The 14,016-nt window shown below is 69.5% G+C and carries 13 protein-coding genes; 6 read left to right on the top strand and 7 right to left on the bottom strand.

The genetic code is table 11. The features are described 5' to 3' along the window. Positions 1 to 95: 95 nt before the first annotated feature. Positions 96 to 593 (bottom strand): hypothetical protein, encoded by a 498-nt coding sequence (locus tag I5071_RS15535; protein WP_236606236.1) that lies wholly within the window; start codon positions 591 to 593, stop codon positions 96 to 98. A gap of 155 nt (positions 594 to 748) precedes the next feature. Beyond that, on the bottom strand, positions 749 to 3,604 hold the full coding sequence (locus I5071_RS15530) for a DPP IV N-terminal domain-containing protein (RefSeq protein ID WP_236606235.1): 2,856 nt from the start codon (positions 3,602 to 3,604) through the stop codon (positions 749 to 751). Positions 3,605 to 3,792: 188 nt separating this feature from the next. Between I5071_RS15530 and I5071_RS15525 the strand changes: the two genes are divergently transcribed. The 3 genes from I5071_RS15525 to I5071_RS15515 all read left to right on the top strand — a co-directional run bounded on the left by I5071_RS15525 (position 3,793) and on the right by I5071_RS15515 (position 7,493). Then, positions 3,793 to 4,749: a DUF4388 domain-containing protein gene (locus tag I5071_RS15525; protein ID WP_236606234.1), complete on the top strand. Its 957-nt coding sequence runs from the start codon at positions 3,793 to 3,795 to the stop codon at positions 4,747 to 4,749. Between the two features lie 40 nt (positions 4,750 to 4,789). Beyond that, the gene (locus tag I5071_RS15520) at positions 4,790 to 6,253 is read left to right on the top strand and encodes a serine/threonine-protein kinase (RefSeq protein ID WP_236606233.1); all 1,464 of its coding nucleotides are present in this window, start codon (positions 4,790 to 4,792) and stop codon (positions 6,251 to 6,253) included. A 238-nt stretch (positions 6,254 to 6,491) separates the two neighbouring features. Then, entirely contained in the window at positions 6,492 to 7,493 is a 1,002-nt protein-coding gene (locus tag I5071_RS15515) for an L-histidine N(alpha)-methyltransferase (RefSeq protein WP_236606232.1), read from the top strand. A 275-nt stretch (positions 7,494 to 7,768) separates the two neighbouring features. On the opposite strand, the gene I5071_RS15510 is transcribed toward I5071_RS15515, so the two are convergent. The 5 genes from I5071_RS15510 to I5071_RS15490 all read right to left on the bottom strand — a co-directional run bounded on the left by I5071_RS15510 (position 7,769) and on the right by I5071_RS15490 (position 11,943). Beyond that, positions 7,769 to 8,620: a hypothetical protein gene (locus I5071_RS15510; protein WP_236606231.1), complete on the bottom strand. Its 852-nt coding sequence runs from the start codon at positions 8,618 to 8,620 to the stop codon at positions 7,769 to 7,771. A gap of 39 nt (positions 8,621 to 8,659) precedes the next feature. Continuing rightward, a complete protein-coding gene (locus tag I5071_RS15505; protein ID WP_236606230.1) occupies positions 8,660 to 9,088 on the bottom strand; it encodes a DnaJ domain-containing protein in 429 nt (142 codons plus the stop codon). Then, the gene (locus I5071_RS15500) at positions 9,085 to 9,444 is read right to left on the bottom strand and encodes a PilZ domain-containing protein (protein WP_236606229.1); all 360 of its coding nucleotides are present in this window, start codon (positions 9,442 to 9,444) and stop codon (positions 9,085 to 9,087) included. Before I5071_RS15500 ends, I5071_RS15505 begins: the two co-directional genes overlap by 4 nt. Positions 9,445 to 9,481: 37 nt before the next feature. Further along, a complete protein-coding gene (locus I5071_RS15495) occupies positions 9,482 to 11,044 on the bottom strand; it encodes an Rne/Rng family ribonuclease (RefSeq protein WP_236606228.1) in 1,563 nt (520 codons plus the stop codon). Positions 11,045 to 11,337: 293 nt separating this feature from the next. Further along, positions 11,338 to 11,943 (bottom strand): CarD family transcriptional regulator, encoded by a 606-nt coding sequence (locus I5071_RS15490; protein WP_236606227.1) that lies wholly within the window; start codon positions 11,941 to 11,943, stop codon positions 11,338 to 11,340. A 322-nt stretch (positions 11,944 to 12,265) separates the two neighbouring features. Between I5071_RS15490 and I5071_RS15485 the strand changes: the two genes are divergently transcribed. From I5071_RS15485 to I5071_RS15475, 3 genes are all read left to right on the top strand, one after another. Continuing rightward, on the top strand, positions 12,266 to 12,586 hold the full coding sequence (locus tag I5071_RS15485; RefSeq protein WP_236606226.1) for a hypothetical protein: 321 nt from the start codon (positions 12,266 to 12,268) through the stop codon (positions 12,584 to 12,586). Positions 12,587 to 12,693: 107 nt separating this feature from the next. Then, positions 12,694 to 13,521 carry a thioesterase family protein gene (locus I5071_RS15480; protein ID WP_236606225.1) on the top strand — a complete coding sequence of 276 codons (828 nt, stop codon included), beginning with the start codon at positions 12,694 to 12,696 and terminating at the stop codon, positions 13,519 to 13,521. Positions 13,522 to 13,528: 7 nt separating this feature from the next. Further along, a complete protein-coding gene (locus I5071_RS15475; RefSeq protein WP_236606224.1) occupies positions 13,529 to 13,945 on the top strand; it encodes an acyl-CoA thioesterase in 417 nt (138 codons plus the stop codon). The last annotated feature ends 71 nt before the right edge of the window (positions 13,946 to 14,016 follow it).

The following is a 14,016-nucleotide window of genomic DNA, read 5'->3' as shown; positions in this document are numbered from 1 at the left end:
GACGGGCTTCGATGCGTCGTCACCGTCCGGCCGCCGAGCACGAGCGAGCCGCGCGAAACGGCCGGGGGTCGAGAGGGGGCGGAGCCCCCGCGCGATCACGGCGCCGCGACGACCTGCGACGGGTACTGGCCCGCCTGCTCCGAGAAGCCGAGCGTGTAGCTCGCCCACGTGTCGCCGGTCGAGTAGCCGCCCACGTACACCTGGTACTGGCCGGGCGCCGCGTTCGCGATCTCGACGATCGGGTTCAGGCTGTTGCCGGGATCGCCCGAGTCGTCGTTGCACACCACGCTGCCGTCGGGGCGACGAACCGCGAGCGTCGTGTCCGCCTCGGGGCCGCCGTTGACCAGCACGCGGAGCATCGGGATCGCCGCGCCCACGGTCACCGTGTGCTGCGCCGACGTCGGGAACTGACCGATGCAGTCACCGCCGAGCGCCGAGCCCGCCTGCGGGCCGCCCGCCGTGCCGCGCAGTGTCGTCGCCGCGAAGCCGGGGCCGCTCAGCGTCACGGCCGCGCTCGCCGAGTCCGATCCACCGCTGCACGCGGCCAAGCCCACACATCCAAGAGCCACCACGACCGAACGGATCTTCATCATTCGCTTCCTCTCGTCTGCGACGCGGGGGTCCCGCGCCGGGCTGCATGTCGAGCAGCACGTGTGCCGCGGGCGAAGATACTCTTTTCGAGGCGATTCTTTCCCACCTGAATGACGTTTCGAGTGCGATCCCGTCCCGCCGCGCAAGCGTTGCTCGATCAGAAGGGCACACCGAGGTGGGCGTAGACCTGGTCGATCCCGCCTTCCATCAGGCCCCGTGCATACCCGATCCGCAGCGAGAACCCGAGCACGTAGAAGAGCGTGAAGTCGACGTGGAGCTCCGCGCCCACACCCACGCGGAATCGCGAGAAGTCGATGTCGCCGAAGAACGCATCGCCCGCGTCGGCGAAGACCGTCGCCCAGAGCCGGTTCAGGTAGACCGGCAGCGTGAGGATGCCGCGGTTGAACCGGTAGATCGGGAACCGGTACTCGAGCTGCGCGAGATGGAACTGGCTGCCGACGCGATCGTTCGGCAGGTAGCCGCGCAGCGCCACGCCCCCGAGGATCACCGGGCTGTTGAACCCCTCGATCAACGGCACCGTGGGGAACCCACCGACGCCGAAGAGCCCGAGGCGATCGAGATCGCCTCCGCTGATGCCGCCCGCGTAGCGGAACGCGAGCACGTGGTGCTCGAGCCACGGCATCGGCAGGTACCGCACGAACGACCAACTCAGCGTGAGCACGCGGAACTGGCTGCCGATCGCGGGATCCGACACCGACGCGCCGATCCCGAGCGCTTGGCCGTTCGACGGACTGATGTCGTAGCCGTAGCGCTCGACGTCGCTGTACGACCATCCGAAGCGCAGCGTCGAGAAGAAGCCGGTCTCGGGCACGAGCGGCGGCGGGAAGTTCGGATCGAGCGGCAGCGTGGAGAACGCCTCGGCGGGCTCGGTCCACGTGAGCGCGTACGACGCCGAGATCGTGTTGCCGCGGAACGCGCGCGGGAACGAGTACGCGACGCCCACGTCGCCGCCCCACGAGTCCTGGATCCACGGCACGTCCTCGCCGCCGATCTGCAGCCCGCCCGCGCGCGTCACGCGACGGAACCCGCGCACGCCGATCGACACCGGGAGCCGGTTGTACGAGTAGCCCGCGTCGATCGACATGTTGCCGCGCTCGAGCCCGAACCCGATGCGCGCGCTCCACGAGTGGAACGCCGCGACGTCCTCGCCCGCGATCGTGATCCCGAGCGTCGTGCCGAACGAGTCGGGCGTGAGATCGAGGAAGTACGAGCGCGGATAGAGCGTGGGGAGCGCGTCGTAGTCCTCGCTCTCCGCGGTCCACACCGGCGCGCTGTCGCTCGGCGCCGGGCGGGTGTCGACGTACGCCGGCGCATCGCGGAAGCCCGTGAGCTCGACGTCGATCGCGAAGAGATCGAAGCCGTACGACGTGTAACCCACGTACGTGATCCGACGGCCGTCGGGAGCGATCGACGGCTGATAGGCCCCGGCGATCACGTTGGTGAGCTGCCGCAGCGAGCCACTCGCGAGCTCGTACGCGTAGAGGTTCGCGATGCCGGTGCGGTCGGACGAGAACACCACGCGCGTCCCGTCCGGCGAGAAGGTGGGCCCGGTGTCCGACGCGCGATCGTGCGTGAGATCCTCGATGCGCCCGGTCGCGACGTCGACGAGCACCACGTCGCGATATCCGCCCTCGCGCCACGTCGACGCCGCCACGGTGCGCCCGTCCGGTGAGAAGCGCGGCGTGTACCACTGCTGGAAGCGCGCCCCGGGCGTCAGCTCGCGCATCGTGCCGGTCACGTCCGCGAGCTCCGCGATCATCAGCCGCGTCGTGCCGGCGCGCGACATCGTGAAGGCCACGTAGCGACCGTCGGGCGAGAGGTCGGGCTCGCGCGCGCGGAGGCCGTCGGTCAGGCGCGTCTCGTCGCCCGTCTCGAGATCGCGGCGGACGAGATCCGAGAAGAAGTAGATGTCGCGGTGCGCGTCGGATCGCGAGAACACGATCGTGCGTCCGTCGGGATGCACCGCCGCCTCGCCGCCCGCGTTCATGCGCGCGAGCACGTCGCGTCGCTCGCCGGTGATCGGATCGACGATCACGATCTCGGCGCGCGAGCGATTGTCGGCGCGCAGGTACATCAAGCGCCCGTCGCGCAGATAGCGTGGGGCGCGCGCGATCTCGCCGTGCGTCGTCAGGCGCGTGCCCTCGCGACGACCGAGCGCGTCGACCTCGCGCTGCTGCTCGCGGTAGTGCGCGCGGCGCTCGTCGAGGAACGCGTCCCAGAGCTCGATGAACGACGACCCCGTCGCGCGCTGCGCGACGCGGTTGAGCCCGTAGGGGATCACGGATGCGCCGTACTCGTGCGCGATGGTCGCGAGCGCGACGCGCCCGTGTCGCTCCGAGATGTAGCGGACGAAGAAGGATCCGTAGAGATACGCGGCGTTGCCATGAGGCCAGCGATCCGCGTTCGAGCTGACTTGATCGAGGTCCCAGAAGCGATCCTCGAGCGCGTCCATCCGCAGGTACATGTCCCACTGCGAGCTGCGCAGTCGTCCGCCCGACGTGTGCTCGGTCTCCTCGTGCACCGCGAGGCCCTCGAGGAACCACCGCGGCTGCACGTGGTTCGGCATGTAGACCTTGCCGAGCAGCAGGTTGATGAACGAGGGCACACCGCTCGCGTTGTCGAGATGCAGGATGTGCGTGTGCTCGTGCGTGACGAGCGTCGTGAGCCAGTCGTCGTAGTCGGCGAGCGGTGAGAGATCGTCGGGCGCCTCCGCGAAGAGGCGGATGGTGTCGTAGGGCAGGGCGGTCGCCGATCCGTTCGCGGCATCGGCATCGTCGGTGATCACGATCTGCACGCGCTCGCGCGGCTCGAACGCGAGCACGGTCGCGAGCGTCGAGTGCGCGCGCTCGGCGACGGCGGCGACGCGCCGCGCGAGGTACCCGAGCGGCTCGTGGTAGTGGATGACGAAGTGCGGTGTGCGGATCGTCCGCCAGTCCAGGAGTGGATCGCGGAGCTGCGCGCGCGTGCCGGCCGGGGTGGCCGAGATCGCCACCATCAGCGTCACTCCGAGCGCGGCGACGAATGCTGGGAACCCAGCCAGACACCGCCGGTTTCGCGTCGTGCGAGGTCCGATGCGGTGGGTCACCGCGGGGGAGCGTCCAGTGCGTCCGCAGCCCCGGTCAAGACGGTTCGCCTCGTCCTTGACCTCCAAAGCGCGAAAGTCATAGGCTATTTCAAGCGATGGAGCCCCCCGTTCCGAAGGTGACGCCGCCTCCTCCGACGAGGCCAGCGAAGCAGTACGCGCTGCGCTTCATCTCGGGGAAGTACCAGGGGGGCGAGTTCCCCCTCCCGAACAACAAGGAGATCGTCGTCGGGCGCTCGAGCGAGCTGGACATGGTCCTCGTGGAGGACATGGTCTCGCGCCGCCACGCGAAGCTGACCGTCACCGGCGATCAGATCTTCATCCAGGACCTCGGCTCGACCAACGGCACCTTCGTCAACGGCGAGAAGATCAAGCGCGCGCGCCTGCAGGAGGGCGACCGCATCCTGATCGGCACGTCGATCATCAAGCTCGTCGCGAGCGACAGCGCGGCCTCCGGCGACGCGAAGGCGAAGCTCGAGGACGTCGCGGCGGGACGTCGCACCTCGCAGGTGCGAACGATGTCGGGCTCGATCGCGGAGATCCCGCTGCCCGACCTCATGCAGCTCTTCGGCGCGAGCAAGAAGAGCGGCGTGCTGGTGATCCGCACCGACGCCGACGTCGGCAAGATCTTCATCGACAACGGCCGCGTGATCTTCGCGGTCGTGAACGAGCACTACGACGTCGCGCCGCTGAAGAGCCTCTTCCGCATCCTCACGTGGCAGACCGGCTCGTTCGACATGGATCCGCCCGAGGCGCGCGAGTTCCTCGAGAAGATCGAGATGTCGGTCGAGGGCATCCTCATGGAGGCGATGCGGCAGATCGACGAGATCCGCCGCCTCGGCAGCGACATGCCGACGCTCCAGGCGAGCGTGCTCCTCGCGATGCCGATGATCCCGCCGCTGCGCGACCTCTCGCCCGAAGAGCTCGACGTCCTGCAGCTCGCGTACAACTACGGGCACGTCGAGACGGTGCTCAACAAGAGCCTCGCGAGCGATCTCGACACGTCGCAGATCCTCGTGAAGTTGATCAAGAGCGGCTACCTGCGCGTGGAGTGATCGTCACGCCGGTCCACCATCGCAGCAGTAAGAGGTGAGCGTGGGGTCCGATCGCTACGTGCTGCTGGAGCGAATCGGCGTCGGAGGAATGGCCGAGGTGTTCCGCGCCTCGGTGCGCGGTGCCGAAGGGTTCGAGCGGCCGATCGCGATCAAGCGCATCCTCCCCGAGCTCTCGCAGGACACCGACTTCGTCCGGATGTTCGTGGACGAGGCGAAGATCGCGGTGCAGCTCCAGCACCCGAACATCGTCCAGATCTTCGATCTCGGGCGCGAGGGCCGCGAGTACTTCATCGCGATGGAGCTCGTGCACGGCAAGGACCTGCGCGCGATCCAGGTGCGCGCGAGGCAGGCCGGCGCGAGGCTGCCGCTCGCGGTCTCGCTGCACATCGTGATGAAGGTCTGCGAGGCGCTGCATCACGCGCACTGCGCGGTGTCGCACCACGGGCGGCCGCTCTGCGTCGTGCATCGCGACGTGACGCCGCAGAACGTGCTCGTCTCGTACGACGGCGAGGTGAAGGTCACGGACTTCGGGCTCGCGAAGGCCGTGGGCCGCGCCACCGAGACGCGCGCAGGCGTCGTGAAGGGCAAGCTCGCGTACATGGCGCCCGAGTCGTTCACGGGAATGGGCGTCGATCATCGCAGCGACGTGTTCGGCGCGGGGATCCTGCTCTGGGAGATGCTGAGCGGGCGGCGCTTGTTCGTGGGCGCGAACGACATGGAGACGGTCGAGAAGGCGCGCCTCGCGATCGTGCCCTCGCTGCGCGCGATCGATCCGTCGATCCCGCCCGAGGTCGAGCGCATCGTGCGCACCGCGCTCGCGCGTGATCGCGAGCATCGATACCCGACCGCCGAGGCGTTCCACGAAGAGCTCGAGGCGTTCGCGTACGGCAACCAGGAGTTCCTCACGACCGCATCGCTCGCGAGCTGGCTGCGCGAGTGGTTCCCGCCGCCTCCGCCGGCGATCGCGCCTCGCGGGCGTGACGTGGCGACGCGCGAGATCCGGCTCGACGAGGTCGGCGCTCCGTCGCGCGAGCGCGCGCCCGAGACGATCCCGCCCGACGCGCTGATCGAGGACGACAGCGACGTCGAGCCGATCGGCGACGAGGACATGCGCGAGATGCTCGACACGATGCCGCCCGTCGACGCGCTCGACGAGCCGCAGGTGCCGAGGCACGTGGCGGATGCGTTCGACGACACCACCGGACCGCGCGCGGACGCGTTCGACGACGTCACGGGGCGGCTCGTGCCTTCGTTCCCCGACCCGTTCGACGATACGACCGGCAAGATGATGCCGGCGATCGCCGACGCGCTCGTGACCGAGATGCGCTACGACCGCGAGCTCGTGCAGACGGTGCCGCACGCGCGCATCACGAGCACGCGCGAGCCGACGGATCTCGGTGCGACGCCGCTCGATCCCGCGCCTGCCGCCGCGCCCGGGACCCAGCCGCTCTCGTGGGACGACGACGAGGACAAGACCGTCGTCGGGCCGCGCGACGACGAGTGAGCGCGTCCCACGCGAGGGACGCGTGTTCGAAGATCGCGCGCACCTGCTGATCGGGCGACTCCGGCGCCTATATCCCACCTCGTGTGTGAACGAGCTCGGAGCGCCCTCCGGCTGAATCGCAGTGTCCGTGGGCACGGCGATGCGCCCGGCGCTCCCTCTGCGCGTGCCACGACGCCGGTGCCGGTGCGCCTGCGCGTCGTGCTCCGCACGCGCCCTGCGGTGACGGAGGTGTCGAGCCATGCAACCCGCCCTCGACGTACGGGGGCTGATCCGACCTCGTCGCGACGACGAGTTCTTCGGCGAAGTGATCGCCGGTCTCGGATCGCAGCCCAAGACGATTCCTTCCAAGTGGCTCTGGGACGAGCGCGGCGCGCGACTCCACGAGCGCGTGCGCGACACGCGTGGCCACTACCTCGCGCGCGCCGAGCGCGCGCTGCTCGACGCACACGGGCGCGAGATCGCGAGCGTGCTCGGGCCGCGCTCGCTGCTCGTCGACGTCGCACCGCGCGACGGGCTGCGCGTGCGAGCGCTGCTCGGTCGACTGGACGAGCCCGCGGCGTACGTGCCGCTCGATCCGAGCGCGACGCGTCTCGAGGAGCTCGCGAGCGCGCTGCGTCGCGAGTATCGAGGGCTCGAGGTCTCGCCGCTGGTCGCGGGCCACGCGCTGCCTCGCTCGACCGATCTGCGCGCGCGCCTCGCACGCATCGACGAGGGCAACGCGACGGTGTGGCTCGGTGATGCGCGCATCGGGGAGATCGCGCCGCACGACGCGGTGTCGCTGCTCGCGCGTGCGGCGCTGCTCGCGGGCTCGCGCGGTCGCGTGCTGGTTTCGGTCGATCTGAAGAAGCCGAAGCGGACGATCGAGGACGCGTACTTCGATCGATCGGGCGCGTGCGCCGCGTTCCACCGCAACGTGCTGGTGCGGATCAACCGCGAGATCGGCGCGACGTTCGACGTGACGCAGTTCTCGTTCCGCGCGCCCTACGATCCGATCCGCGGTCGCGTCGAGATGCGCCTCGTGAGCGAGCACGCGCAGCGCGTCCTCGTGGGTGGCTGCGAGATCGCGCTCGCGAAGGGCGAGTGGATCGTCGGCGGGCACGCGTACAAGTACGACCCCACCGAGCTCACGTCGCTGGTGCGTCGCGCGGGGCTCGAGATGGTGCGCTCGTGGACCGATCCCGAGTGGCGGATGAGCCTCTGTCTGCTCGCGGTGCGCGGAGGCGGTCATGCGCGAGCGTGAGCGGCGGCAGCCCGGGCAGGGCCGCGGTCGCGAGCGGAAGATCGCGCGCACCGAGGTCGAGGGCCGCGAGCGCCTCGCGCGCCGCGTCGAGCGACCGGTGGTGACGCGCGAGCCTCCGGCGCCGGGACGCACGCGCCGCGAGGAGACGCCGACCGAGCCGGCGAAGCCCGCCACCCGGGCGCGTCGTGGCACGCGCCCGGCGCGACCGGCCACCGTGCGCGCGCCGTCGCCTGCCGAGAAGACGAGCGAGGAGAGCGAGCGCGAGGAGCCGAAGGTCACTGCACGCAGAGCTCGGCCGCGTGCACCGCGAGGGACCCCGAGCCGGAGTGGGCGTAGATCTGGATCGCCGTGAGCGAGGGCTGGTCGCTCGGCGTGAGATAGTCGGTCCAGTCGACGTCGTACCAGTCGTACGTCCAGTCGTTGTCGACGGGCCCGCGCGTGGTCTCGCCGTGGAGCGGAGACCATGCGCGGATGTTCGTCGAGGACGACGTCGCGTACGAGCGCGCCTGCACCCAGAGCGTCGCGCGCGTGAACGAGAGCCCATCGACCGAGTACCGCACGCGCAGATACGGCGACGACGTCCCGAGCGCGACCGCGTACCCGCTCATGACCGGCTCGACCGTGCCGGTGCCGAACGCGACGACGCGCGCCTCGCACGCGCTCCCGGGCGCGAGCGAGTACGAGCAGCTGGCGTCCCACACGTCGATGCGCGGCGACGACGAGCCGTCGAAGTGCAGCCGGAACACCGTCCATCCCGGGCCGTTCGAGCACGGCACCGAGAGCCCGGGAGGAGGCGTGGGGCCCGCATCGATGCTCGAGCCCGCGTCGGCCATCGAGCCCGCGTCGAGCTCCTCCCCGGCGTCGTCGCCAGGGCTCGCATCGCTCTCCGAGCCCGCGTCGTCGCTCGTGCTCGCGTCGACATCGATCACGTTCGCGTCGACGCCGACCGTGCTCGCGTCGACATCGATCACGCCCGCGTCGATGTCGATCGCGCCCGCGTCACTCGCGCTCGCATCGATCGCGATCCTCGCGTCGACGCGACCTCCTGCATCGACGTCGATCCCCGATCGCTCGTTGCACCCCGCGCACAGCGCGAGCACCGCGATCACCGTCGTGAACGAGCGCATGGCGCCCATCCTACGCGGACCGCGGCGACGTCTCTCCCGTCAGCGCCGCAGGCGCTCGACGAGCATCGCGTAGCTGCGCCCGAGCTCCTGCACCAGCTGCGTCGCCGCGCGATGTCGCTCGGGATCGCCCGCGTGCTTCGTCGGGTCGTACTTCGCGACCAGCGCCTTGTACGCCGCCTCGACCTGCGCGAGCGTCGCGCCCGGCTTGAGCTCCAGCGCCGCGTAGTGGCGCGCGAGATCGACGCGCTCTGCCGCTGCCGCGACCCACGACGCGCCGCCCTCGCCACCACCGTCTTCGCGCGCCGTCTGACGCTCGAACCGCGCCAGCATCTGCCGCTCCGCGTCGGTGATCGGCGCCTCGGGCCGCCGCGACGCCGCACGCAGCCGACGCCGGCGCTGCAGCTCTTCGTCGAGCTCGCGGTCACTCATCTCCGCGAGCGGCTTGGGCAGCCCGAGCCCGTTGCTCATGCGCTCTCGTTCCCTCCGCCGCCGCTCATCGGCGACGTCAGCAGCCGCTCGATCAGGTGCTGCGAGTACTGGCTCAGCTCGCGGAACACCACGCCCATGCCCGAGGGATCGTGCTGCACGCGGACGACCTCGCCGATGCCCTCGATCGTCTCGATGTCGTCCATGATCACCGTGAACTTCAGGTTCACGCGCGTGCCGACGGGGAGCGGCTGCTTGCTCTTCACGAACACGCCGGAGCGCGAGATGTTCGTCACGTACTCCTGGATGAACGCGTCGAAGCTCTCGAACTCCTTGTTGATCGTCACGCGCTCCGAGGTGCGCTGATCGTCGCTCTCCGCCTCCGGCTTCTTCGACATCACCCCTCCGCGAGCTCCTCGCGCGCGCTCCCCAGCATCACGAGCCGCTCAGATCGAACTGCTCCAGATGATAGTCCTTCCGCGCCTGCATGACGATCTGTCGTGCGTAGCGCGCGCTGGCCTTCACGAGCGCGTCCTTCTGCTCGCGCTGCATCGCGTCGACGACCGCGGGATGCGCGTTCACCACGACCTTGAAGCCCGGCAGCGAGTCCTTCTCGCGCCGGATCTGCCTCAGGATCTCGTGGCAGATCGTGGTCTTGCTCTGCAGCTGCCCGGTGCCGTCGCAGTAGAAGCACGGCTCGTAGAGCGTGCGACCGAGCGACTCGCGCGTGCGCTTGCGCGTCATCTCGACGAGGCCGAGCTCGCTGATGCGCACGACCGTGGTCTTCGCCTTGTCGCTCTTCAGCGCGGCGACGAGCGCCTTGTAGACCTTGTCGCGGTGCGACGACCGCTCCATGTCGATGAAGTCGAGCACGATGAGCCCGCCGAGGTTCCGGAACCGCAGCTGGTACGGGATCTCCTTCGCGGCCTCGAGGTTCGTCTGGAGGATCGTCTCCTCCACGTCCTTGCCCTTGCCGGTGAAGCGACCCGTGTTGACGTCGATCGCGGTGAGCGCCTCGGCCTGATCGATGATCAGATAGCCGCCGCTCGGCAGCGGCACCTTGCGCGAGAGCGAGCGCGCGATCTCGTCCTCGATGCCGAACTCGTCGAAGATCGGATCGGAGCCGCTGTAGAGCTCGATGTCGCCGGCGCGCTCGGGCATGAACGCTTCGACGAACTGCATGAGCCGCAGGTACTCCTCGCGATCGTCGATCACGATCTTGCCCACGTCCTCGGTGAGCAGATCGCGCGCGGTGCGCAGGACGATGTCGAGCTCGCTGTAGAGCAGCTGCGGCGCCTTCCGCGCCGACTTCTGCTTGTCCGCGATGCCCTCCCACGTCTTCACGAGATAGCCGACGTCGGCCTTGAGCCCGCCCTTCGTCAGCCCCGCCGCGACGGTGCGCACGATGAGCCCGCCGTGCGGCGGCTTCACCGAGTCGATCACCTCGCGAAGGCGCTTGCGCTCCTTGTCGTTGCCGATCCGCTTGCTCACGCCGACGTGATCGATCGTCGGCATGTAGACGACGAAGCGGCCCGGGAGCGAGACGTGGCTCGTGACGCGCGCGCCCTTCGTGCTGATCGGCCCTTTGCTGACCTGCACGACGATGTGCTGGCCCTCCTTCAGCACGTCGCGGATGGGCGTCTTGCGCGAGAGGCGCTCGTCCTTCTTGGACTTCTGCTTGTCCTTCGCGCCGCCCTCGGACGACGCGTCGTCCTCGTCGTCGTCGTGGCCGTTCTCCTTGTCGCCGACGAGCTTCTCGAAGTCGGCCTGGGGGATCACGTCCTCGACGTGCAGGAACGCCGCGCGGTCGAGCCCGACGTCGACGAACGCGGCCTGCATGCCCGGGAGCACGCGGGTGACTTTGCCGAGGTAGATGTTCCCGACCGGGCTCCGGTCGCGCTCTCGCTCGACGTAGATCTCGGCGAGGATGCCGTTCTCGATCAGGGCGACGCGGGTCTCACCGACGTCGACGCTGATCACGATCGTGTTCTGCGCCATCTGGCGGGGTTCCTTTCCCCGAGGCGCGGATGCTCCCGATGCGTTCGTACCGAGCTGACCCTTCCGGGCAGCGCGACGACCGCGCGAGCGCGCGGCTTCCGACTTTCCGAGCGGCGCTCCGCTCCTTCCGGAGCGGGCCGTGGGTCTGACCCCACGGCTCTCGCCTCGAGATCGAGGCGGAGCGCGACGCGACTGCGAAGACGAAACCGAGCGGACGCGAAGCCTTCGCCGGGCGCTTCCTCGAACGACGAGGAGTCGGCGCCGTCGGACCGGGGCTCCGCCTCGGGCAGCGATCAGCTGGGGCCGAAGATCGCTTCGATCTCCAGGCGGACCTTGTCTTCGCTCTTGCCCCGGGACACCGCGATCTCCTTCACGATGAGACCACGGGCCTTCTCGAGCATCTGGCGCTCGCCGAAGCTGAGCGCCTTGTTCGCACGGAGCCGCGAGAGGTCGCGCAGCACTTCGGCCACGTCGAACACCGAGCCCGTCTTGATCTTGTCCATGAAACCGCGGTAGCGGCGGTTCCAGGTCTGGTTGTCGAAGGGGACTTCCTTGACCTTGAGGATCCGGAAGATCTCCTTGATCTCCTTGTCGCTGATCGGCTTGCGCAGCCCGATGTTCTGCGCGTTCAGCACCGGCACCATGATCTTGTGGTCGGTGTCGAGGAGCCGCAGGACGTAGAAGCGCTGGCGGTTGCCGGCGATGTCCTTCTCCTCGATGGAGACGACCTCGGCGACGCCGCGGGCCGGGTACACGGCCTTGTCGCCGATCTTGAATTCCTGGTTACTCGAGGCGCTTCCCTGCTTCGTAGGAGCAGAGTTGCTGGTGGTGGTAGAGCGGGCGGCAGCCACCGGGGCGGTGGTGCGGGCCTTCACCTCGACCTGCTTGCGGGCCTGCATGAGGACTCCTTCGCTGCGAGCCTGGAGCCGGCCTGCGCTTCGTCTCCGGAGCTGCGCTTCCAGCGAAGGAAGAGGAGCATCTGGATGAGAAGCCCCCGACGCCGAGCACCGGTCGAAGGGGGAGTTCCGACCCAACCGAGGAGGCAGGCCGCCACAGCGGGGAAGGAGCAGGTCGGCAGAAACCGATGCGCCGAAGAACGACGCGGGGGCGGATGGTATTCGGCCCCCCCGGGCGGGTCAATGCGACCCGCCTCGGAAAACGGGGCAACCCCGTTCGGAAGGTATGGACATGGAGCCGTCGGCAGTGATACGGAAGTCCACCATGTCCTCGCTCGAACTCGACGGCCGGTACCAGCGTGACGCGGCTGCGCTTGCGCAGGCCCGCACCATCGGAGCCAACAAGGGCTTCATCCTCCTGTTCGCGATCTGCGTGCTGGTCGGGCTCACGGGCCTGCTGGTCGTCGGCGTGAGCGGGATGTGGGGGTGGATCACCGTCGCGGCGCTCGGCGTCATCGGCGGCGCGGGCGCGTTCAGCGGGAAGATGGACGAGCTGATGACGCTCGGCGTGGCCCTGATCGCCGGGCTCACGGGTGTCCTCTCGATCATCGTGACCGCCTACGTGATCCTCGGCATCCGCGGCTGATTCGCCCCGGGGGGCTGCGCGCCCCCCTGTCGACCCCCGAGCTGCGCGCGGGGCCCCACCCGCTTGCGGGCGCGCGCGAAGCGGCTCTACCTCTGGTCACGGAGCGAGTGTCAGGCGCGATCTCGGAGCTCGACGACGACACCGCGATCGAGCCGCTCGGCCCTCCTCACGAGGGCCGTTCGCGCTTCGCGGCCACGTTGACCGATCGATGGAGCATCGGGACCGCGCCGAACGGCGGTTATCTCGCGGTGGTCGCGGCGCGGGCGCTGGGAGCCGTGCTGCCGCATCCCGACCCGTTCAGCGCGAGCACGCACTTCCTCGCGCCGGCGCGACCGGGACCGGCGGAGATCGCCGTCGAGATCGTGCGCGCGGGGAAGGGGCACTCGACGGGCGAGGCGCGCCTCTTCCAAGAGGGGCGCGAGGTGCTCCGGATGATCGCGACGTTCGGCGATCTCGGTGCGCTCGATCCCGAGGCGCCGACCGCGATCGCGACGACGCCGCCCGAGCTGCCGCCGATCGAGTCGTGTGAGCGATCGCGCCCCGCCCCGAGCGTCGCGTCGATCGGAGAGCGGCTCGACATCGCGATCGCGCCGGGAACGCTGAGCTGGCTGAGCGGCGCCCACAACGAGCGCGCCGAGCTCGCGGGCTGGGTGCGGCTGCGCGACGGTCGCGCGCCGGACGCGCTCTCGCTCTTGTTCTTCGCCGACGCGTTCCCGCCGCCGGTGCTCAACCTGAGCGCGGTGCGCACGCCGTGGGTGCCGACGCTCGAGCTCACCGTGCACGTGCGCGCACGGCCCGCGCCCGGTTGGTTGCGCGCGTCGTTCCGCACGCGCGCGCTGATGCGCGGCTACCTCGAGGAAGACGGAGAGATCTGGGACGAGCAGGGCACGCTCGTCGCGATGTCGAGGCAGCTCGCGCGCGTGCAGCGTTTCTAGGAGACCGATGACGTTCAAGACCAGCATGCGCGTGCGCTTCGGCGACGAGGATCACGCGCGGATCGTCTACTACCCGAAGTTCTTCCACTTCTTCCACGTGGCGTTCGAGGACTTCTTCGATCAACAGGGGCTGCCCTATCGCGAGTGCCTCGACGAGGGCGTGGGCTGGCCCGCCGTGCACGCCGAGGCCGACTACCGACGGCCGGTGCGCTTCGGCGACGACCTCGACTTCGAGGTGAGCGTCACGAGCCTGAGCAAGCGCTCGGCGACGTTCCGCTACGTCGGCACGGTGCGATCGAGCGACACCGCCGCGGTGGTGGGCACGATCGTCGTCGCGTGCATCGACATGAAGACGATGCGTGCCCAGCCGATCCCCGAGAAGTACCGGGCGCTCTTCGAGAAGCACCTCGTCGGCGAGAGCTGAGCGCGGTCCGAAATCGGCTCGGCCACGGCGGGTCCTTCCGTCCGCGTGCTCCGCACGTTCCCGTGCGGGCC

This window comes from Sandaracinus amylolyticus, from assembly GCF_021631985.1.
GTDB classification, from domain to species: Bacteria; Myxococcota_A; Polyangia; order Polyangiales; family Sandaracinaceae; genus Sandaracinus; species Sandaracinus amylolyticus_A.
Note: the sequence above shows the minus strand (reverse complement) of the source record. Positions and strands in the feature narration are given on the sequence as shown.

What these genes read in the sequence shown, in the direction of transcription:
- I5071_RS15495 (WP_236606228.1), bottom strand. Translation starts at nt 11,044, where the DNA reads ATGGCGCAGAACACGATCGTGATCAGCGTCGACGTCGGTGAGACCCGC.
- I5071_RS15485 (WP_236606226.1), top strand. Translation starts at nt 12,266, where the DNA reads ATGTCCTCGCTCGAACTCGACGGCCGGTACCAGCGTGACGCGGCTGCG.
- I5071_RS15510 (WP_236606231.1), bottom strand. Translation starts at nt 8,620, where the DNA reads ATGCGCTCGTTCACGACGGTGATCGCGGTGCTCGCGCTGTGCGCGGGG.
- I5071_RS15490 (WP_236606227.1), bottom strand. Translation starts at nt 11,943, where the DNA reads ATGCAGGCCCGCAAGCAGGTCGAGGTGAAGGCCCGCACCACCGCCCCG.
- I5071_RS15500 (WP_236606229.1), bottom strand. Translation starts at nt 9,444, where the DNA reads ATGTCGAAGAAGCCGGAGGCGGAGAGCGACGATCAGCGCACCTCGGAG.
- I5071_RS15515 (WP_236606232.1), top strand. Translation starts at nt 6,492, where the DNA reads ATGCAACCCGCCCTCGACGTACGGGGGCTGATCCGACCTCGTCGCGAC.
- I5071_RS15505 (WP_236606230.1), bottom strand. Translation starts at nt 9,088, where the DNA reads ATGAGCAACGGGCTCGGGCTGCCCAAGCCGCTCGCGGAGATGAGTGAC.
- I5071_RS15475 (WP_236606224.1), top strand. Translation starts at nt 13,529, where the DNA reads ATGACGTTCAAGACCAGCATGCGCGTGCGCTTCGGCGACGAGGATCAC.
- I5071_RS15535 (WP_236606236.1), bottom strand. Translation starts at nt 593, where the DNA reads ATGATGAAGATCCGTTCGGTCGTGGTGGCTCTTGGATGTGTGGGCTTG.
- I5071_RS15525 (WP_236606234.1), top strand. Translation starts at nt 3,793, where the DNA reads ATGGAGCCCCCCGTTCCGAAGGTGACGCCGCCTCCTCCGACGAGGCCA.